At 71.7% G+C, this 19,245-nt stretch carries 22 protein-coding genes and 3 tRNA genes; 12 read left to right on the plus strand and 13 right to left on the minus strand.

Annotated features, from left to right (window positions below):
- Positions 1-28: 28 nt before the first annotated feature.
- From HCN51_RS58080 to leuC, 3 genes are read right to left on the minus strand one after another with little or no spacing between them, the layout of a single operon-like run.
- Positions 29-328: an SCO5555 family protein gene (locus HCN51_RS58080; RefSeq protein WP_206066896.1), complete on the minus strand. Its 300-nt coding sequence runs from the start codon at positions 326-328 to the stop codon at positions 29-31.
- On the minus strand, positions 307-894 hold the full coding sequence (leuD, locus tag HCN51_RS11920; protein WP_168009664.1) for a 3-isopropylmalate dehydratase small subunit: 588 nt from the start codon (positions 892-894) through the stop codon (positions 307-309). Before leuD ends, HCN51_RS58080 begins: the two co-directional genes overlap by 22 nt.
- A 14-nt stretch (positions 895-908) precedes the next feature.
- Positions 909-2,294, minus strand: a complete 1,386-nt coding sequence (leuC, locus tag HCN51_RS11925; protein WP_168009666.1) for a 3-isopropylmalate dehydratase large subunit — start codon at positions 2,292-2,294, stop codon at positions 909-911.
- Between the two features lie 62 nt (positions 2,295-2,356).
- Here leuC and HCN51_RS11930 point away from each other — a divergent pair, with 62 nt between their 5' ends.
- Together HCN51_RS11930 and HCN51_RS11935 are read left to right on the plus strand one after the other, a co-directional pair.
- Entirely contained in the window at positions 2,357-3,073 is a 717-nt protein-coding gene (locus HCN51_RS11930; RefSeq protein ID WP_043618626.1) for an IclR family transcriptional regulator, read from the plus strand.
- Positions 3,074-3,131: 58 nt separating this feature from the next.
- Positions 3,132-4,841, plus strand: coding sequence for a hypothetical protein (locus HCN51_RS11935; protein WP_168009668.1), 1,710 nt, complete (start codon positions 3,132-3,134; stop codon positions 4,839-4,841).
- Positions 4,842-5,050: 209 nt separating this feature from the next.
- Here HCN51_RS11935 and HCN51_RS11940 read toward each other — a convergent pair.
- The 4 genes from HCN51_RS11940 to HCN51_RS11955 form a co-directional block, all read right to left on the minus strand.
- Positions 5,051-5,123 (minus strand) — tRNA-Glu (locus HCN51_RS11940).
- A gap of 18 nt (positions 5,124-5,141) precedes the next feature.
- Positions 5,142-5,217, minus strand: a tRNA-Glu gene (locus tag HCN51_RS11945).
- 94 nt (positions 5,218-5,311) lie between these two features.
- Positions 5,312-5,926 (minus strand): response regulator, encoded by a 615-nt coding sequence (locus HCN51_RS11950; protein ID WP_168009670.1) that lies wholly within the window; start codon positions 5,924-5,926, stop codon positions 5,312-5,314.
- Positions 5,926-7,188: a sensor histidine kinase gene (locus HCN51_RS11955; protein WP_168009672.1), complete on the minus strand. Its 1,263-nt coding sequence runs from the start codon at positions 7,186-7,188 to the stop codon at positions 5,926-5,928. The genes HCN51_RS11950 and HCN51_RS11955 overlap by 1 nt, the downstream gene beginning before the upstream one ends.
- A gap of 109 nt (positions 7,189-7,297) precedes the next feature.
- On the opposite strand from HCN51_RS11955, the gene HCN51_RS11960 reads away from it, so the two are divergent.
- The gene (locus HCN51_RS11960; RefSeq protein WP_168009674.1) at positions 7,298-8,224 is read left to right on the plus strand and encodes an alpha/beta fold hydrolase; all 927 of its coding nucleotides are present in this window, start codon (positions 7,298-7,300) and stop codon (positions 8,222-8,224) included.
- 40 nt (positions 8,225-8,264) lie between these two features.
- Here the strand turns inward: HCN51_RS11960 and HCN51_RS11965 are convergent.
- Positions 8,265-8,336: transfer RNA gene (locus HCN51_RS11965), tRNA-Gln, on the minus strand.
- A 164-nt stretch (positions 8,337-8,500) separates the two neighbouring features.
- On the opposite strand from HCN51_RS11965, the gene HCN51_RS11970 reads away from it, so the two are divergent.
- Complete coding sequence (locus HCN51_RS11970) at positions 8,501-10,471, plus strand: M3 family metallopeptidase (protein ID WP_168009676.1); 1,971 nt, start codon at positions 8,501-8,503, stop codon at positions 10,469-10,471.
- Here the strand turns inward: HCN51_RS11970 and HCN51_RS11975 are convergent.
- Positions 10,449-11,282 carry an NmrA family NAD(P)-binding protein gene (locus HCN51_RS11975; RefSeq protein ID WP_168009678.1) on the minus strand — a complete coding sequence of 278 codons (834 nt, stop codon included), beginning with the start codon at positions 11,280-11,282 and terminating at the stop codon, positions 10,449-10,451. The genes HCN51_RS11970 and HCN51_RS11975 overlap by 23 nt on opposite strands.
- A gap of 17 nt (positions 11,283-11,299) precedes the next feature.
- Complete coding sequence (locus HCN51_RS11980) at positions 11,300-11,845, minus strand: PadR family transcriptional regulator (protein WP_168009680.1); 546 nt, start codon at positions 11,843-11,845, stop codon at positions 11,300-11,302.
- 57 nt (positions 11,846-11,902) lie between these two features.
- Here HCN51_RS11980 and HCN51_RS11985 point away from each other — a divergent pair, with 57 nt between their 5' ends.
- Positions 11,903-13,270 carry an MATE family efflux transporter gene (locus HCN51_RS11985; RefSeq protein ID WP_168009682.1) on the plus strand — a complete coding sequence of 456 codons (1,368 nt, stop codon included), beginning with the start codon at positions 11,903-11,905 and terminating at the stop codon, positions 13,268-13,270.
- Here HCN51_RS11985 and gltX read toward each other — a convergent pair.
- Both gltX and HCN51_RS11995 read right to left on the minus strand, forming a co-directional pair.
- Positions 13,164-14,537, minus strand: a complete 1,374-nt coding sequence (gene gltX, locus HCN51_RS11990) for a glutamate--tRNA ligase (protein ID WP_168009684.1) — start codon at positions 14,535-14,537, stop codon at positions 13,164-13,166. The two genes, HCN51_RS11985 and gltX, sit on opposite strands and share 107 nt — an antisense overlap.
- Positions 14,530-15,306: a fumarylacetoacetate hydrolase family protein gene (locus tag HCN51_RS11995; protein ID WP_080045530.1), complete on the minus strand. Its 777-nt coding sequence runs from the start codon at positions 15,304-15,306 to the stop codon at positions 14,530-14,532. Before HCN51_RS11995 ends, gltX begins: the two co-directional genes overlap by 8 nt.
- A 181-nt stretch (positions 15,307-15,487) precedes the next feature.
- On the opposite strand from HCN51_RS11995, the gene HCN51_RS12000 reads away from it, so the two are divergent.
- Genes HCN51_RS12000 through HCN51_RS12030 form a run of 7 tightly spaced genes read left to right on the plus strand, consistent with a single transcriptional unit; the run spans position 15,488 to position 18,579 of the window.
- On the plus strand, positions 15,488-15,985 hold the full coding sequence (locus tag HCN51_RS12000) for an Asp23/Gls24 family envelope stress response protein (RefSeq protein ID WP_168009926.1): 498 nt from the start codon (positions 15,488-15,490) through the stop codon (positions 15,983-15,985).
- Positions 15,982-16,353: a hypothetical protein gene (locus HCN51_RS12005; RefSeq protein WP_240972755.1), complete on the plus strand. Its 372-nt coding sequence runs from the start codon at positions 15,982-15,984 to the stop codon at positions 16,351-16,353. The genes HCN51_RS12000 and HCN51_RS12005 overlap by 4 nt, the downstream gene beginning before the upstream one ends.
- A complete protein-coding gene (locus HCN51_RS12010; protein WP_080045529.1) occupies positions 16,350-16,538 on the plus strand; it encodes a hypothetical protein in 189 nt (62 codons plus the stop codon). The genes HCN51_RS12005 and HCN51_RS12010 overlap by 4 nt, the downstream gene beginning before the upstream one ends.
- Positions 16,535-16,888, plus strand: a complete 354-nt coding sequence (locus HCN51_RS12015; protein WP_080045528.1) for an Asp23/Gls24 family envelope stress response protein — start codon at positions 16,535-16,537, stop codon at positions 16,886-16,888. The genes HCN51_RS12010 and HCN51_RS12015 overlap by 4 nt, the downstream gene beginning before the upstream one ends.
- Complete coding sequence (locus tag HCN51_RS12020) at positions 16,885-17,613, plus strand: DUF6286 domain-containing protein (RefSeq protein ID WP_168009686.1); 729 nt, start codon at positions 16,885-16,887, stop codon at positions 17,611-17,613. Before HCN51_RS12015 ends, HCN51_RS12020 begins: the two co-directional genes overlap by 4 nt.
- Positions 17,610-18,206, plus strand: coding sequence for a hypothetical protein (locus tag HCN51_RS12025; protein ID WP_080045526.1), 597 nt, complete (start codon positions 17,610-17,612; stop codon positions 18,204-18,206). Before HCN51_RS12020 ends, HCN51_RS12025 begins: the two co-directional genes overlap by 4 nt.
- A 16-nt stretch (positions 18,207-18,222) precedes the next feature.
- Entirely contained in the window at positions 18,223-18,579 is a 357-nt protein-coding gene (locus HCN51_RS12030) for an antibiotic biosynthesis monooxygenase family protein (protein WP_346433616.1), read from the plus strand.
- Between the two features lie 3 nt (positions 18,580-18,582).
- Here HCN51_RS12030 and HCN51_RS12035 read toward each other — a convergent pair whose 3' ends face one another.
- Entirely contained in the window at positions 18,583-19,179 is a 597-nt protein-coding gene (locus HCN51_RS12035; protein ID WP_168009688.1) for an HD domain-containing protein, read from the minus strand.
- Between the last annotated feature and the right edge of the window lie 66 nt (positions 19,180-19,245).

Raw genomic sequence — 19,245 nt, forward strand, 5'->3', positions numbered from 1 at the left:
TCGAAAGTAGGCGGGATCGCGAGGGAACTCAATCACCCAGCGTGTTTTTCCGCTCGCGTGGCGTGTCGGACGGCTCCTGCGCGGCCCCGGGAACGGACCCGTGCGGGGGCTCATGCGGGGGCCCGTGCGGGGGCTCGTCGAGGGCGGCCAGAAACGCGTCGAGGCGGGCCGCGGCCCTTTCCGGGTCCCGCTTGGCCAGGTCGCAGATCGACAGGTAGCGGCGGGCGTGGCGCTCCTTGTCGGCGGCGGGCAGCATGCGGACGCGGCGGTGCGCATCGCGCAACCGCCGCGCCAGTTCGTCGTCCTCTAGACGGTCGTCGGCAGCCATGGCTGCCGACCATTCTCGTACGTGGCCACGTCGTCGGCGTGACGCAGGGTCAGCCCGATGTCGTCGAGGCCCTCCATCAGCCGCCAGCGGGTGTAGTCGTCGATCTCGAAGGGCACGACCTCGCCGGCCCAGCGGACCTGGCGTTCGACCAGGTCGACGGTCACTTCCAGCTTCGGCTCCGCCTCGACGGCGGCCTGCAGGGCCTCGACCTTGTCGCCGGGCAGGACGACCGGCAGCAGGCCCATCTTCGTGGAGTTGTTGCGGAAGATGTCGCCGAAGCGGGCGGCGATCACGACGCGGAACCCGTACTGCTGCAGCGCCCACACGGCGTGCTCGCGGGAGGAGCCGGTGCCGAAGTCGGGGCCGGAGACCAGGATCGAGCCGCCCTCGTAGGAGGGGTCGTTCAGGACGAACGTCGGGTCCTCCCGCCAGGCGGCGAACAGGCCCTTCTCGAAGCCGGTGCGGCTGACCTGCTTGAGCCAGACGGCCGGGATGATCTGGTCGGTGTCGACGTTGCTGCGGCGCAGCGGCACCGCCGTACCGGTGTGGGTGGTGAAGGCTTCCATGGAACGTGTCTCCCTTACAGGTCGGCGGGCGCGGTCAGGCGGCCGGTGACGGCGGTCGCGGCGGCGACCTGCGGCGACACCAGGTGGGTGCGGCCACCCTTGCCCTGGCGGCCCTCGAAGTTGCGGTTGGAGGTGGAGGCGCTGCGCTCGCCGGGCTTGAGCGTGTCGGGGTTCATGCCCAGGCACATCGAGCAGCCGGCCTCGCGCCACTCGGCGCCGGCGGCCTTGAACACCTCGTCGAGGCCCTCCTCCTCGGCCTGCTTCTTGACCATCATCGAGCCGGGCACGATGAGCGTGCGGGTCTTGACCTGGCGCCCGCGCAGGATCTCGGCGGCCGAGCGCAGGTCCTCGATGCGGCCGTTGGTGCAGGAGCCGACGAAGACGGTGTCGACCTCGATCTCGCGCAGCGGCGTGCCGGCGGTCAGGCCCATGTACTCCAGGGCGCGCTCGGCGGCGGAGCGGGCGACCGGGTCGTCGAACGACTCGGGGCTCGGCACGGACTCGCCCAGCGGCAGGCCCTGGCCCGGGTTGGTGCCCCACGTGACGAACGGGGTCAGCGTCGAGGCGTCGATCTCCACGACCTTGTCGAACACGGCGTCGTCGTCGGTGCGCAGCGACTTCCAGTACTCGACCGCCTGGTCCCACAGCTCGCCCTGCGGGGCGTGCTTGCGGCCCTTGAGGTAGGCGAACGTGGTCTCGTCGGGCGCGATCATGCCGGCGCGGGCGCCCGCCTCGATCGACATGTTGCAGACCGTCATGCGGCCCTCCATGGAGAGCTTGCGCACGGCCTCACCGCGGTACTCGACGATGTAGCCCTGGCCGCCGCCGGTGCCGATCTTGGCGATGATGGCCAGGATCAGGTCTTTGGCCGTGACGCCGACCGGCAGCTCGCCGGAGACCTCGATGGCCATCGTCTTGGGGCGGTAGGCGGGCAGCGTCTGCGTGGCCAGCACGTGCTCGACCTCGGAGGTGCCGATGCCGAACGCGATGCCGCCGAACGCGCCGTGCGTGGAGGTGTGAGAGTCGCCACACACGATGGTCATGCCGGGCTGGGTCAGGCCGAACTGCGGGCCGATGATGTGCACCACGCCCTGACCGGCGTCGCCCATCGGGTGCAGCCGGATGCCGAACTCGGCGGCGTTCTTGCGCAGCGTCTCGACCTGCGTCTTCGACACCGGGTCGGCGATCGGGCCGAGCACGGTCGGGACGTTGTGGTCCTCGGTGGCGATGGTGAGATCGGGCCGCCGCACCTTCCGGCCGGCGAGACGGAGCCCGTCGAACGCCTGCGGGCTGGTCACCTCGTGGATGAGGTGCAGGTCGATGTAGAGCAGGTCCGGTTCGCCCTCGGCGCGACGGACTACGTGTTGCTCCCAGACCTTCTCGGCCAGTGTGCGGCCCATGATCTCCTCCTTGAGAATCCTCCGACTTGCTTTCTCATATGTCGAGACTGCAGTATCGGTGTATGGACAACTCTAGCGGAGTCGGAGTACTCGACAAGGCAGTTCTTGTACTCAATGCCCTCGAAGCGGGACCCGCTTCCCTGGCTCAGCTCGTCCAGGCCACCGGCCTGGCCCGCCCCACTGCCCACCGGCTGGCCGTCGCTCTTGAGCACCACCGCATCGTGAGCCGTGACACGCAGGGCCGCTTCGTGCTCGGCCCGCGGCTGTCCGAGTTGTCCACCGCGGCCGGCGAGGACCGGCTGCTGGCGGTGGCCGCGCCGGTGCTGATGCAGCTCAGGGACCTGACCGGGGAGAGCGCGCAACTCTACCGCCGCCAGGGTGACGAGCGGGTCTGCGTGGCCGCCGCCGAACGCGCCAGCGGCCTGCGCGACACCGTCCCCGTGGGCTCCGCGCTGCCCATGACGGCCGGCTCCGCCGCGCAGATCCTGCTGGCCTGGGAGGAGCCCGACCGGCTGCACCGCGGGTTGCGCGGCGCCAAGTTCACCGCCGCGACGCTGGCCTCCGTCCGCCGCCGGGGCTGGGCCCACAGCGTCGGAGAGCGGGAGCAGGGTGTGGCGAGCGTCTCAGCGCCGATAAGGGGCAGCGGCGGCAAGGTGATCGCGGCCGTGTCCGTCTCGGGGCCCATCGAACGGCTCACGCGAGCCCCCGGACGCCTCCACGCGGTGCCCGTCATGGCGGCCGCCGAACGGATCACCGAGGCGATGCGCCGCACGTCATGATCGGGAAAAGGATGTATTTGGGGAGCCGAGTGCTGCCCCGGCGCACTAGCCTGAGTGCGTGACAGATCGCATCGAGGTAGCCGCCACTGAGCTGCGACCCCTGCTCGAAGAGTTCATCATGTGGGCGCGCGCGAACGCCCCTGAGAGCGACCCCGAGCTCGTGGGGCCCGCCGCTCTGTGGCACCGTCTCGCCTTCTCGCAGGACCTCGGCACGTGGAAGCGCGCCGACCTGCGTAACCTGCTGCTCGACCGCATGCCCAAGGTCGTGGAGGACCCTGACGCCGCCGCCGACGGGATGCTCCCCGCCGTCGACGCGTACCTGACGTTCCTCTCCCAGACCGGCCGGCTGAACCAGGGCTCCGACAGCCTCGCCGATCTGCAGGCCGAGCTGGACGACGTCGAAGACGAGTTCGTCGACCTCATGGAGGAGCTGCTCGACGACACCGAAGGCGACGACGAGGAGGACGAGAGCGGCGACCTGGGCGACTTCGAGCCGTTCGCCGACGAGCTGGCCGAGCTCGACACCATCAGGCTGCGGCCCGACACCGAGCTGGCCGAGGCCGCCCGGCAGGCGCCGCTGGTCGCCAAGGCCCGCGATCTGGCCGTCTGGGTGGGCTCGGGCCGCAAGGTCGGCGAGGACACCCTGCTCACCGACGCCGAGGTCGAGGAGGCGCTGGCCGCCGCCGGCCTGCCCAGGCCCGAGACCGACGGCCCCATCGCCGAGGCCGTCCCCCAGCTGTGGAACATCTGGAACCTCGCCGTCGACCTCGAATTCCTCGAGCCGGGCGAGGGCGGCACGGTGGCGGTCCAGGACGACACGGCCGAGTGGCCGTTCGACGACGACGAGGACGTCCTCGACGCCTGGATGCTCGGGCTCCACTCCGTCGACTACGGCGACCCCGAGCTCGACGACGACGACCTCACGATGGCCCTCGCGGGCCTGACCAGGGGCCTGCTCATCCGGCTGCTGCTGGCCGGCGGCTCGCGCGAGCGCGCCGAGCTGGCGCAGGAGCTCGCCGAGGCGGCCGCCGACCTCGACGAGCTCGGCGCCGACGCGTGGGAGGCGGCCGGCGACCCGCTCGCCCCCGCCATCGACTGGCTCATCGGGTACGGCATGGTCGAGCTCGACGGCGACACCGTCCGCCTGACCCCGCTCGGCACCGAAGGCGTCGTCCACCTCATCGACGACGCCGACATCGAGGTCGACGCCCGCCCCGCCATCGAGTCCATGAGCGCCCACGAGCTGCTCGCGCTCAGCGCCGAGCTGCCCGAGGAGGAGGCCGACGCCGAGTTCGCCGCCTGGATGCGGCTGCGCGAGCCGGCCAAGGCCGCCGAGGAGCTGCTCGACGCGGCGGCCGAGGACGACAGCGACGCCCTCATCAGGGTGCAGGCGGCCAGCGTCGTCGGCACGCTCGGCGAGGCCGCCGTCCCCGCCTGGCAGGCCGCGCTCAAGCAGCCGTCGCTGCGGCCCTACGCGGCCACGCACCTGAGCCAGCTCGGGGTGGAGGGGGCGCCCGAGCCGACCCAGGACGACACCCACTGGCTCATCCTCGACATGTGGACGATCTCGGCCGGCCTCGGCCGCTCCGAGTTCGTCAGCAGCCTGCGCGACATCGGCCCCGAGATGGTCAACGAGCTGCTCGAAGTGATCTGGAAGATCCCGCACGCGCACGTGGAGGAGCTGCTGGACCTGATCTCCCAGGTCCACCCGGACAAGCAGGTCGCCAAGGCGGCCCGCCGGGCGCTGTTCAAGGCCCGCTCGGTCTGACCCACAACAGAACGCCCCCGCCGTCCGAGCCGAACGGCGGGGGCGTCTTGTTGCACGCGAACGGTCAACCAAGCGCACATAACGGTGCTCAGCCGGGGAACCGGAGGAGCGTTTCCCTGGACGGGGGCCGGCCACGTGCGGTGGGTGGCGTCGCCCACGGCTTGCCATAAAACGCAAAAACGCCCTTTCCTGAAGGGAAAGGGCGAGCGTAGTCCCGACCGGATTCGAACCGGCGCTACCGCCTTGAGAGGGCGGCGTCCTGGGCCACTAGACGACGGGACCTTCGCGGGCTTGTGGCAGTGGTAGTCCCGACCGGATTCGAACCGGCGCTACCGCCTTGAGAGGGCGGCGTCCTGGGCCACTAGACGACGGGACCTTGCCCACAAGCTGCTCTGCCGGGCCTCCCCGGCAACGCAGGTAACTCTACCGCACCCGGAAGACCACACCAAACCGCTTATCCGGCCGCCGGATCAGCTCAGCAGCCCCCTGCGGTAGCCCTCCCCGACGGCGGCGGCGCGGTCGCGGACGTCGAGCTTGGCGTAGATGTGCAGCAGGTGCGTCTTCACGCTGGCCTCGCTGATGAACAGCTCCGCCGCCACCTCCTTGTTCGTGGCGCCGCCCGCCACCAGCCGCAGCACCTCCAGCTCGCGCGGGCTCAGCTTCCCCCTCGCGGGCCTGCGCAGGTGGTCGGCCAGCCGGCCGGCCACGGCCGGGGCCAGCACGGTCTCGCCCCGGTGGACGGCGCGCACGGCGCGGGCCAGCTCCTCCGGCGGCGCGTCCTTGAGCAGGTAGCCGCCGGCGCCCGCTTCGAGAGCGGGCAGGACGTCGGTGTCGAACGTGGTCAGCACCAGCACCTTCGGCCCCGTGCCGCCGATCCGGCGGATGGCGCTCACGCCGTCGAGGCCCGGCATGCGCAGGTCCATGAGGACGACGTCGGGGACGAGTTGCTCGGCCAGGCGCACGGCCTCCTCCCCGTCGGCGGCCTCGCCGACGATCTCCAGGTCGGGCTCGCCACCGAGCGCCGCCCGCAGGCCGTCACGCACGATCGGGTGATCGTCGGCGATCAGCAACCGCAGTGGGGGCATCAGTCCTGCCTCTCGTCGTTCGGGACGGCTGGGTTCGGGACGGCGGGATCCGGAGCGGCTGGATCCGGGGTGGCGGCGGGGAGGGCGGGGACGGCGGCGGCGATGGTCGTGCCCTGGCCGGGCTCCGACTCGACGGTCAGGGTGCCGCCCACGCCGCGTGCCCGCTGCCGCATGCCGTCCAGCCCGAAGCCGTCAGCGGGCCGCTGCGGGTCGAAGCCCCGGCCGTCGTCTCGAATGTCCAGGAGAACGCTTTCGTCCGTGTACGACAAGGTGAGGGCCGTCCTGGTGGCACCTGCGTGCTTGGCCACGTTCGCGAGGGCTTCCTGGGCCACGCGGAACAGCGCCGACTCCACCTCGGCCGCCAGGGCGACCGGCGTGCCCGTGACCTCGAACCGCAGCTCCACGCCCACCGTCTCGGCCCACGACCGCGCCAGGTGGCCGAGCGCGTCCGGCAGCTCGGTGTCCTCCAGCGGCTCGGGGCGCAGCGCGCGTACGGACCTGCGGGTCTCGGACAGGCCGCGGCGGGCCAGCTCGGCCGCGCGGTCGAGGTGGCGGCGGCGGGCGTCCTCGTGCGGGGCGCGGCCGGCGGCGGAGAGCTGCCCGATCAGGGCGACGAGGTCCTGCGCGAGGGTGTCGTGGATCTCGCCGGCCACGCGGTGCCGCTCGTCGAGCACGCCCGCCCGCCTGGCCTGGTCGAGCAGCCTCGCGTTCAGCTCGGCGTTCTCCTCCATGGCGGTACGCAGGCGCTCGACCAGGCGGCGGCGCCGGTCGTGCTCGGCGGAGACGTACCAGCCGGCCAGGACCAGCGGCACCGCCACGCCGGCGATGACGGTGAGCAGCGTCGTGCCCGCCTCGGGGCCCGCCTGGGCGGTCACGTTGACGAGCGCGGTGAGCGTGACGCCCGCCATGACGAGGCGCCCGGGGAGCAGGGCGATCGCGAGCGGGTAGCCGGCCGAGGCGAACACCACGAACGCCGCGCTCTTGGCGGCCAGGGCCGCGGCGAGGGCCAGGAGGACGAGGTAGTGGGCCACGACGAGCGCCCTGCGCGTGTCGCGGCGCCGGTGGAGCCACGGGACGGGAGCCAGCCAGCCGGCCGCCATCAGAGCCGCGACCGGCCACGGCACCGCCGCCCAGAGCCCCTGCTCGCCCAGCACCCCGTTCGGGCCGGCGCCGGTGACGGCGGTGGCGAGCGCGGAGATCGCGAGCAGCGCGTACGCCAGCCCCGCGTACACCCACCTCTCGCGCCCGTCGACCCAGCTCATGCCCCCAAGCCTGGCACGACGTCAACCGATCGGTGGATGGCGGCCGTCAACCGCTTCTCCGCCCGGCCGGCCGATGTGGCGGGCGGGCGGCCCGGGCGAGCATCGGGACATGACCGATCTGACCCGCAGAACCGCCTTCCAGCTCGCCGCCGCCGCCGGGACCGGCGCCGCCGTGACGTCCGTCCAGAAGCCGAGGAAAGAGGTGACCACGTTCGTGTTCGTGACCGGCTCGAACGGCACCGCCTCCGGCGACGCCGAGCTGGCGCTGCGCGGCCACCGCACCGTGGGCGTGAGCCTGCCCGGCCACGGCCCCGAGAGCCAGCTGCACCGGGCCTACCAGGCACCGCAGGACCTGGCGAAGCTGGCCACGCTGCCCTCGCCCATGGCCGGGGTGACGCTGGACGACTACGTCGAGGCCACGGTGGACGTGGTGCGCCGCGTCTCCCGGTACGGCCCCGTGATCCTCGTGGGCGGCAGCCTGGGCGGCTCGACGATCACCAAGGCCGCCGACGCGGTGCCCGGCCTGATCGACCGCCTCGTCTACATCGGCGCCTACTGCTGCACGAAGCTGCGCTCCCCCGCCGAGTACCTGGAGACGCCGGAGGGCAGGACGAGCCTGGGCGCCGCGATCCTGCCGGGCGTCGTCGGGGATCCGCGGGTGCTCAAGGCGATCCGGGTCAACTGGCGCACGAACGACGCCAAGTTCCTCGACGCGGCGAAGGCGGCGTTCATGAACGAGGGGACCGACGGGGAGTTTCTCGCGCTGCTCAACGCGTCGCTGCCGGACGAGAGCCTGGAGGTGTCGAGCGCGGACGCTCGCGGCCGCAAGGACGCCTGGGGGCGGGTGCCGAGGGTGTACGTCAGGCAGTCGCTGGACCGGGTGATCCCGCCGGCCTTGCAGGACCGCATGATCAGGGAGGCGGACGAGGCGACGCCGGGCAACCGCTTCAAGGTCTTCACAGTGCGGACGCCGCACGCGCCGACACGCAAGGCGTACCAGGAGATCACCGACATCCTGGACGGGCTCGCGCAATAAAAAACGGACGCCTCGAAACGAGACATCCGTTCACAAAATGCTGGGGTACCAGGACTCGAACCTAGACTAACTGAACCAGAATCAGTCGTGCTGCCAATTACACCATACCCCACCGCTGCGATCTCCTCGCGGAGCGCTTTGGCGACGTCCGAAAGAATAGCCCAGCTCGGGGGCTAAGACCAAAACGATTGCCGGACGGGGCCTCCGAAGCCCGCACCACGTGCGGGATCGTGCCAAGCTGAAGGGGACAAAACACCACGTGGAGGAGCCCGAGCGTTGGCCGAGAATCCGTTCTTCGCCCCTAGCGACCTGCCGTACGAGCTGCCGCCCTTCGCCGACATCCGGGAGGAGCACTACCTGCCGGCCTTCGAGCGCGGCATGGCGGAGCAGCTCGCGGAGGTCGAGGCGATCGCGAGCAGCACCGAGACCCCGACGTTCGAGAACACGATCGCCGCGCTCGAACGGTCGGGCCGGATCCTCGACCGCACGGCCACGGTCTTCTTCAGCGTCGCCGCGTCCAACACGACCGACGGCATCATGGAGATCGAGAAGGAGATCTCCCCGCAGCTCACCCGCCACAGCGACGCGATCAGGCTCAACCGCGCGCTGTGGGCGCGGATCAAGCAGGTCGCCGCCGACGACCCCGAGGAGGCGTGGCTGCTGGAGAAGTACCGCGACGACTTCATCAGGGCCGGGGCCGACCTGTCCGAGCCGGACCAGAACCGCCTGCGCGCGCTCAACGAGGAGCTGTCGAAGCTGTCCACGCAGTTCGCGCAGGCCCTGCTGAAGGCGTCCACGGAGTCGGCGCTCGTGGTGAGCGACCCGAAGGAGCTCGACGGCTTCGACGAGGCCAAGATCGAGTCGCTGCGCCAGGACGACGGCACGTACGTGCTGCCGCTGCTCAACTTCACCTGCCAGCCCGGCCTGGCCCAGCTCACCGACCGCGACGTGCGCCGCCGCCTGTACGAGCTGAGCGTCGGCCGCGCCCCCGGCAACTTCGCGATAGCGGCCAGGATGGCGGCGCTGCGGGCCGAGCGGGCGGCGCTGCTCGGGTTCCCCACCCACGCGGCCTACACCGTGGCCGACCAGACGGCCAAGACCGTCGAGGCGGTCGAGGAGATGCTCGGCCAGCTCGTCGGGCCCGCCGTGCGCAACGCGAAGCGGGAGGCCGAGGCGCTGGCCGAGCAGGCCGGGTTCGACATCGAGCCATGGGACTGGTCGTACTACTCCGAGAAGGTGCGCCAGGCCCGCTACGACTTCGACGGCGCGGCCATGCGCCCCTACTTCGAGCTGAACCGCGTCTACCGCGACGGCGTGTTCTTCGCCGCCACCAAGCTGTACGGCGTCACCTTCACCGAGCGGCCCGACCTCGGCGGATACCACCCCGACGTGACCGTGTTCGAGGTGGCGAACGAGGACGGCAGCCCGCTCGGCCTGTTCGTGCTCGACCCGTACGCCAGGCCCACCAAGCGCGGCGGCGCCTGGATGAACAACCTGGTCGACCAGTCGTTCCTGTTCGGCCAGCGGCCCGTCGTCATGAACAACCTCAACATCACCAAGCCCGCCTCCGGCCCGACGCTGCTGACCTACGACGAGGTCAACACCGCCTTCCACGAGTTCGGGCACGCGCTGCACGGGCTCTTCTCCCAGGTGCGCTTCCCGCGCGTGTCCGGCACCAGCGTGCCGCGCGACTTCGTCGAGTACCCGTCGCAGGTCAACGAGATGTGGGTGACCTGGCCCGAGGTGCTGGCCAACTACGCCAAGCACCACGAGACGGGCGAGCCGATGCCGGCCGAGCTGGTGGAGAAGCTGACCGCGGCCGAGACGTTCAACCAGGGCTTCAAGACCGTCGAATACCTCGCCGCCACGCTGCTCGACTGGGCCTGGCACAAGCTGGCCCCCGGCGAGACCGTGGCCGACCCCGAGGCGTTCGAGCAGGCCGCGCTGGAGGCCGCCGGCATCGCGTTCCCGCTGGTCCGGCCGCGCTACCGGACCAACTACTTCGCGCACATCTTCTCCGGCGGCTACAGCGCGGGCTACTACTCCTACATCTGGAGCGAGGTGCTCGACGCCGAGAGCGTGGAGTGGTTCAAGGAGAACGGCGGGCTGACCCGGGCCAACGGCGACCACTTCCGCCGCGAGCTGCTGTCCAGGGGCGGCAGCCTCGACCCGCTGACCGCCTTCCGCAACTTCCGGGGACGCGAGCCCAGCATCCAGCCGCTGCTCAAGCGCCGCGGCCTCGACTGAACGCCGCCGCGTGCTCGGCCGCCCACCGCGCGAACGTGCGCGGTGGGCGCCCCGTCACCTCCTCGACCGTGGGCGTGACCTGGTAGGCGCCCTCCGGCACGTTGCCGAAGACCTCGATCTGGAACTCGATCATCTCCTCCGGCACGCCCTGCGCCCGGTGGCGCTCGCGCATCTCGTCCACGGTCAGCTCCCTGAACGCGATCTCGCGGCCGATCGCCTCCGACAGGATCCGCACCTTGGCGGGCACGTCGAGCAGCTCGGGACCGGTGAGGCCGTAGGAGTGGCCCTCGTGGCCGTCCTCGGTGAGCGCGGTGGCGATCACGGCGCCGATGTCGGCCTCGTGCACCATCGCGGTCTTCGTCGCCGCGAACGGCTCCTCGATCAGGCCCCTCTCCCGTACGGGCTCGGCCCAGGCCAGCGCGTTGGCCATGAACTCGGTCGGCTGCACGTACGTCCAGGCCAGGTCGCTGCCGGTCACGGCGGGTTCGAGCGTGCCCGGCGACCAGCCACTGAGCAGCGTCACCTTGCCCACACCCGCCTCCCTGATCGCCTCGACGATCTCGGGCCCGTTGCGCAGCGGCGCGTACGCGGAGTCGGCGGCGTCGATGAGGTGCACGCCCTCGACGCCCTTCAGCGCCGGCCGGAGCGTCTCGGTACGGCCGAGATCCCCCTGGACGACCTCCACCCCTTCGGGCAGCCGCGCCCGGCCGGGGTCGCGGGTCAGGGCGCGGACCCGGTGGCCCGCCTCGAGAAGGTACGCGACGACGTGCCTGCCCACGGAGCCCGTGGCTCCGGTCACCAAATAGGTCATGACGCCGACGTTAGGCACTATTGCGGCACGTTCAGTTCCGCGATCATCCGGCGCAGCCACTCTTTCTCGGCCTGGCCGGCGGCGCGGGCGATCAGCAGCATGCCCCGGCGGTACGGGTCCGGCTCGTCCCGCGCCCTGACCGGCCGGCCGCCCTCGTAGAAGAAGCTCGCGGGCGCCTCCAGGAAGGCCAGCCGGCGGCTCAGGACCCGTGCCTGGTCGGCCGGGTCGGGCAGCGCCGACAGGAACGTCAGCAGCGCGAAGAACCGCGTCTGGTCGCTGATGTCGAGGTCGGCGGGCTCGCGCAGCCGCCGCAGCAGCTCCTCGCGGCCGGCGTCCGTGATCGTCAGCACCTGCCGGCGTGCCGCCGCCGCGCCCGCCTCCTCGTGCCGCTCCACCAGCCCCTTCGCCTCCAGCCTGGCGATCGCGGGGTAGAGCGCGCCGTCGCTGACCGGGCGCAGGTGGCCGGTGAGCGCGGTCAGCCGGGACTTGAGCTCGTATCCGTGCATGGGGCGCTCGTTCAGGAAGCCCAGGATCGTGAGGGACAGGTCGCCGCCGCTTGCCATGGGGTGCATCGTAACGCTATACCTCTTTTCGATATATAGCGAAAAGAGGTACCTGCGATGATCAAGCTGGCGCTGCCCATCTACGTGGAACTTCTCACCGCCGTGGTCGCGGTCGGCGTGATCGACCTGCTCTGGGTCTCCGGGCTCGGCGAGGCGGCCATCGCGGCCGTCACCGTGGGCACCACGGCCGAGTACCTCGCCTACGGGCTCTTCCTCGCCGTGCCGACCGGCGTCACCGTGCTGGTGGGCCGGCGCGACGGCCACGCGCCGCTCGGGCCCGTGATCAGGACCGGGTGGGTGCTGTGGGCGCTCTTCTCGGTGGCCGTGGCCGTGCCGGGAGTGCTGCTGCGCGAGCCGCTGGCGGCCCTGTTCACCGACTCCCCCGCCCTGACCGCCGGCTTCTTCCTGATCTCGCTCGGCGGGCTGCCGGTGTACTTCGCGCAGACGGTCGTGGACGGGGTGCTCAAGGGGCGGGGAGACACCCGGCGGCCCATGCGGCACGCGATCATCTGCAACGTGCTGGTGGTCGGGCTGGACCCGCTGTTCATCTACGGGCTGGGGATGGGAGTGCAGGGTGCGGCGCTGGCCACGGTGATCGCACGGGCCCTCACGCTGGCGATCGCCCTCAGGTCGCTGACCCGCCTGCGCGACCCGGCCGCGGGCGGGACGGGGCGTGACGGTGGGGGCCGCCGGATGGCGGGTGAGGTCGTTCGTACCGGGCTGCCCATGTCCGGAGATTTCCTGGCACGTGCCCTGGTGGGGATGGCGCTGGTGGAGATCGTCGCCGGGTTCGGCACGGCGGCGGTGGCCGGGTACGGGATCGGGCAGAAGGTCATGCTGGCCGGCGTCATGGTGTTCTACGCGCTGCGGCAGGCGGCGATGATCCGCACCGCCCGGTCCGAGGCCGCCGGGTCGCCGCTCCTGCTCGGGCTCGGGTCCGGCGCGGTGGTCGCGGTCGTCCTCAACGTGCTGGCCGCGCCGGTCGCCGGGCTGTTCACCGGCGACCCGGCGGTGGCCGTGGGCTTCCTGCGGTGGATGACGCTCTACCTGGTGCCCTTCGGCGGGCTGATCGCCGTGGGCGGAGTGCTGCAGGCGAGCGGGCGTGGCGGCCGGCTGCTCGCCGCCACGCTGGCGGGCTTCGCCGTGCAACTGCCCCTCGCGTACGCCCTGAGCGCGTGGCTCGGCGTGACGGGCGTGTGGCTCTCGATGGCGGCCGGCGCCACCCTCAGCCTCGCGGGCACGCTCACACCGCGCACGAACGCGCCGGCACCGCCCACGAGCGGAAGCCCGGTGGACGTGCCGGCGCAGTCTGCGGAGGTCAGCCCTTCAGGCGGGTCAGGGCGGCGCGCAGGCGGTCCTGGGCGCGTTCGCGGCCCAGCACCTCGATCGACTCGAACAGCGGCAGACCCACCGTGCGCCCCGTGATCGCCACCCGCACCGGCGCCTGCGCCTTGCCCAGCTTGAGGCCGTGGGCGGTGCCGACCTCCTCCAGTGCCTGCTTGAGCGACTCGGGGTCCCAGCTCACGGTCTCCAGGCGCTCGAGGTAGCCGGCGAGGATCGCCTCGGGGGCGTTCTTCATGGCTTTGTCCCACGACGCCTGGTCGAAGACGGGCTCGTCGAGGAAGAGGAAGTCGACGTTCTGCCGGATCTCCGACAGCACCCCGATGCGCGTCTGGGCCAGCGCGGCGACCTTGCTGAACAGCTCGCGGTCCCACGACGCGTCGAGGTAGGGCGAGCAGCGCTCCTCGAACGTCTCCAGCGGCAACGCCCGGATGTACTCGCCGTTGAAGGCGCGCAGCTTCTTCTCGTCGAAGAACGCGCTGGCGGAGTTGACGTCCTCCAGCTTGAACAGCGGCACCATCTCCGACCACGGCATGATCTCGCGGTCGTCGCCGGGGCCCCAGCCGAGCAGCATGAGGTAGTTGACCATCGCTTCGGCCAGGTAGCCCTCGGCGCGGTAGTCCTCAAGGGCGACCTTGTCGCGGCGCTTGGACAGCTTCTTGCGCTGCTCGTTGACGATCACCGGCAGGTGCGCCCACACGGGCGGGGTCGCGCCCAGGGCCGGCCAGAGCAGCATCTGCTTGGCGGCGTTGCCGAGGTGCTCCTCGCCGCGTACGACGTGGGTGATGTTCTGGGTGATGTCGTCGACCGCGTTGGCCAGCACGTAGAGGGGCGAGCCGTCGGTGCGGGCGATGACGAAGTCTTCCTGCGCGGCGTTGGGGAACTCGACGTTGCCGCGGACGAGGTCGGACACGACCGTCACGCCCTCGTCGGGGGTGCGGAAACGCACGGCGCCCTCGGTGAGGCCGCGCTCGCGGCAGTGGCCGTCGTAGCCCTTGTGCTCGGAGCCGGTGCGGGCGACCAGGGCCTCGCGCGTGCAGTCGCAGTAGTAGGCCCGGCCGTCGGCCAGCAGCTTGGCGACGGCCTCGCGGTGCTGCGGCTCGTACGCCGACTGGAAGTAGGGGCCCTCGAAGACCGGGTTGGTGCCGTTGATGCCGATCCAGTCGAGGGCGGAGATGATGCCCTCGGTCCACTCCGGCCGGTTGCGGGAGGCGTCGGTGTCTTCGATGCGCAGCACGAAGCGGCCGCCCGACTGCTCGGCCAGCGCCCAGTTGAACAGCGCCGTGCGCGCGCCGCCGACGTGGAACATGCCGGTTGGGGACGGTGCGAACCGCACCCGTACGTCAGTCACGGGAGACCACCTTGTTCGTGAGTGTGCCGATGCCTTCGATGCCGACGCTGACCTCGTCACCGATCTCGAGCGGGCCGACGCCCGCCGGCGTGCCGGTCAGGATGACGTCGCCGGGGATCAGCGTCATGACCGCGCTGACGTAGGCGACCAGCGCGGGGATGTCGTTGATGAGCTGGCTGGTGCGCCCGCTCTGCCGGATCTCGCCGTTGACCGTGGTCGTCAGCGCCAGGTCGCTCGCGTCGAGATCGGTCTGGATCCACGGGCCGAGCGGGCAGAACGTGTCGAACCCCTTGGCGCGCGTGAACTGCACGTCCTTCTTCTGCAGGTCGCGGGCGGTGACGTCGTTGGCGCAGGTGTAGCCGAAGATGACGTCCTTGACCCGCTCGACCGGCACCTCCCGGCAGAGCCTGCCGATCACCACGGCCAGCTCGCCTTCGTAGTCGACGCGCTCGGACAGCGAGGTGGGGTAGGCGATGCTCTCGCCGTGGCCGATCACGGAGGTGGACGGCTTGATGAAGATGAGGGGCTCTTCCGGCACCTCGTTGCCCAGCTCGGCCGCGTGCTCGGCGTAGTTTCTGCCGATGGCGATGACCTTGCTCGGCAGCATCGGGGCCAGCAGCTTCACCTGGGACAGCGGCAGCCGCTCGCCGGTGAACTGCACCTGGCCGAACGGGTGACCGGAGATCGCGGAGATGAACTCCTCCCCGGGGCCGCCCTCGACCACGCCGAACGAGACGCCTTCGCCTGTGGAGAACCTCGCTATACGCACCTGACAAGGCTATCGCCGCCGCCGGAGGGGTCCGTCACGTTTTCCGCGCGCCACCCCGCACGGGTCAGGAGCTGTCCATTTTTGGATCCAGAGTCCGTTTTGCAGGGCTTCGGGCGTGTAACAGCGGTTATTTGTGCCTTGAAGAAGACACCTAGGGAGGTGACGGATCGTGTCGGACACGATGTCCAACCGGCCCGGCGGGGCCACCGCGACGGGAACCGTGCCACGGGCCAGAACCCAGGAGAGCACGACCTCGCTGGTCACGGAGAAGGGCACCACGAGCATCGACGACGGTGTCGTCGCCAAGATCGCCGGCCTGGCGGCCAGAGAGGTGTCCGGCGTGTACGCCATGGGCGGAGGCGCGGCACGGGCACTGGGAAGCGTCCGCGGCATCGTCGGCGGGGACCGGAACGTCTCCCAGGGCGTGTCGGTCGAGGTGGGCGAGCGGCAGGCGGCCGTGGACCTCGACCTCGTCGCCGAGTACGGCACCGCGATCCCCGACCTGGCGGCGGCCGTCAGGAAGAACGTGATCGGGGCCGTCGAGCGGATGTGCGGGCTCGAGGTCACCGAGGTCAACATCCGCGTGGACGACGTCCACCTGCCCGACCAGGACCGCGACCGGGACCGGGGGTCCGACGGGCAGAGGGGGGACGCGCAGCCGGAGCCCCGCGTCCAATGACCGCACCCACCCCGCCGAGCCCCGCCCCAAGCTCCGCCCCGAGCCCCGCCGCCGGCCCGGCGGGCCCTGGCGCCGAGGAGCGCTCCGGGGCCGCCACCGAGGCGCGGCTGATCGCCGATCGGGCGCTGGCCTGCCGGGGTGTGGCGCGGCTGTCCGGCGGGCCGTTCGGCACGGTGGCCACCTACCTGCCGGGACAGCGCCTCACAGGCGTGTCCGCGGACGAGCGCGAAGTGGAGATCGCGATCGTCGCCACGCTGGACCGCCCGCTGCCGCAGACCGCCGACGAGGTGCGCGCCGCCGTGGCGGACCTGGCCGGGGACCGCCCGGTGCACGTGCGCGTCGACGACATCATCGTGGAGGGAACATGAACAACATCCAGTGGATGCCGCTCATCGGCATGGCCGTCGGCATCGTGCTCGGGCTGGCCGGCGCGTTCGGCGGGCTCGGCGCGTTCCTGCTCGTGCTCGTCCTGGGCGCGGTCGGGTTCCTGGTGGGCAGGATCGCCGAGAGCGGCGAGATCAACCTGTCGGGGCTGTCCGTGAGGCGTAAATGACCGTGACGGTGCCCGCCCAGCGGCGCGCTCCCCTGCCCGCGCCCGAGCGGCGCGGCCGCACGGAGGTCGCCGACCGGGTGGTGAGCAAGATCGCCTGCGTGGCCGCCGCGGAGGTGCCCGAGGTCCGCGACGTGCAGCCGCGCGGGCTCCCGTGGACGCCGTCGGCCGGCGAGGTGCACGGCGACCAGGCCGTCGTACGGCTCAACGTCAGCGTGGCCTACCCGGCGCCGCTGCACGCGGTGGCGGCCCGGCTGCGCGAGCACGTCATCGACCGCGTCGCCGCCCAGACCGGCCTGCACGTCACGCGCCTGGACATCACGATGACCGACGTGGGCGGGGACCTGCCATGACCGAACACGAACCACCACGCTTCAGGACCACCGACCCGGACCGCGACCACCTCGAAGGCGGTGCGCACCGGGCCACCGCCGCCCCGCCGCGCCCGGAAACCGGCGATCAGGCCACTGAGCGGGCCGATCACCGCACGAGCCGGGCCGATCACGCCGATCACCGGACCGATCGGGCCGCCGACCGGGCCGCCCTGCGGGCGTTCAGGCCGCGGCGGCGCGTTCCCGCCATGATCGTGGCGGCGTTGCTCGCGTTGCTGAGCCTGCTCGTCCTCGCCGAGACGGTCTCGGCCCTGGCCGGACGCCCCCTGCGCTGGGTCCCGTACGACCGGATGCTGGCCTGGGCGGGCTCCACATTGTGGTCGGACCCGAGGGTCCTGGCGGGGGCGGCGGTGGTGACGCTGGCCGGGCTGGTGTTGCTGGCGATCGCGCTGGTGCCGGGCCGGCCGAGGATGGTGCCCGTGCGGAGCGGGGATCCTGACCTGGTCATCGGGCTGCGTCCCAGGAGCGTCACCCGGGCCCTGGCGCACGCGGCCGAGCAGGTGCCGGGCGTGCGCTCGGCCCGTGCGACGCTGCGCGGCCACACGTTCGCCGTCACGCCGGTCACGTGCGGGCGGGACGTGGACGGCTTCGGCCAGGACGTGCGGGCCGCCGTGCTGTCGAGGCTGGCGGCGCTGGACCTCGTGGAGCCGTACCGGGTGTCGGTGAATGTCAGGGAGCAGCGGTGATCAAGGGGATGAACGGCAGGAGGACCGGGCGGGGCAACCGGTGGGGGCTGGCCCTGGTGGGGCTGGTGCTGGCGATCCTGGGCGGCTCGGCGCTGGCGCGCGGGCTGGGCGCGTTCCCGCAGAACTGGGCCGCCGCGCGCACGACGGTGGTGGACGGCAACGTGGTCGCCTTCTTCGCGCGCACCAGCCCGGGGATCTGGTGGCTGGTGGCGCTGGCCGCGCTGGTGGTGGCGGTGCTGGCGGTGCGGTGGCTGCTCGTGCAGGGGCGCAGGGACGCGCGGCGCGTGCTGCGCATCGAGGACGGCCCGACCGGCGTGACGGAGGTGTCGGAGTCGGGGATGGCGCAGGCGGTGGCCGCGGACGTGGAGTCGAGCCCGGCGGTGTTCCATGCCGCCGCGCACCTGGTGGGCCCGCGCCCGGAGGTGCGGTTGCGGGTGGTGGCCGACGAGTCCGCGCCCATGGGCGAGCTGAGCCGGCACCTGTCGGCGGTGGCGTTGCCGCACGTACGGGACGCGCTGGACCGGGATCGGGTGCCGGCGGTGGCCCGCGTTAGCCTGGAGCCCTCACCTTCGCCGCACCGAGTCGTGCGCTGACGAGAGGGGTCCTCTGGTGTCCGTCGTGAAGATCAACGTGCTGACCGTGCCCGCCGGGATGCGGGACGAGCTCGAACGGCGCTTCTCCAACCGCGCCGGGATGGTGGAGTCGGCCGACGGGTTCGAGTGGTTCGAGCTGCTGCGGCCGGTGGAGGGCACGGACCAGTACCTCGTCTACACGCGCTGGCGCTCGGAGGAGGACTTCCAGAAGTGGCAGCAGGGCGAGGCGTTCCGGCGCGGCCACGCGCAGGCGGCCGCCGCGGCGGCCGAAGGCGGCCAGGGGCATGGGCACGGCCACGGGCAGGGGCCCGCGGCGACCGGGTCTGAAGTGTGGACGTTCGAGGTCGCCGAGAGCACCGGCCCTAAGGAGTAGGGGTCAGCCGTCGAGCGGGTTGCGGATGATGCGGTCGACGATGCCGTCGCGCACGAACCGCGCCGCGAAGCTCGACGGCTTGCGCGCGCCCTGGTCGGCGATGCAGACGCTGAACTCCTTGGCGATCTCCAGCCGCGGGTGCCGCTCCAGCACCTCCTCACGGACGCGGGCGGGGATCTCGTCGGTGCGGCGGCCCGAGATGTCCATGCCGGTCGACAGCTCCAGCAGGTGCCCCTCGGGGTCTTCTTCCAGGGGCACCTCCGCCCACATGTGCCGGATGATGACCTCGCAGGCGCGGGTGCGGCGCTCGGGCGACCAGCCGGCCCCGGCGCAGAAGGCCCAGGCGACGTGCCCGCCGGCCTCTTCGTACGGCACGGTGTGGCTGTCGAACTCGGCCGCGAGCCCGATGTCGTGCAGCATGGCCGACACGTAGAGCAGCTCGGCGTCGAACGCGATATTGCGGGTCTGGGCGTAGGCCGCCGCCCACAGGTAGGCGCGGATCGAGTGGTTGAGCAGCGAGGGCGTGTGATACTGGGCGGCCACCTCCAGCGCGCCGCGGGCGGCGGGCGTGTCGGGGATCACCAGGTCGTCGAATCTCACGGCACCAGCATCTCATCAGGCGGCTAACGAATCGGGCACTCAACTTGACCAGATGATCGAGATGGC

Origin of the sequence: Nonomuraea composti (genome assembly GCF_012034275.1) — a bacterium.
GTDB lineage: Bacteria > Actinomycetota > Actinomycetes > Streptosporangiales > Streptosporangiaceae > Nonomuraea > Nonomuraea composti.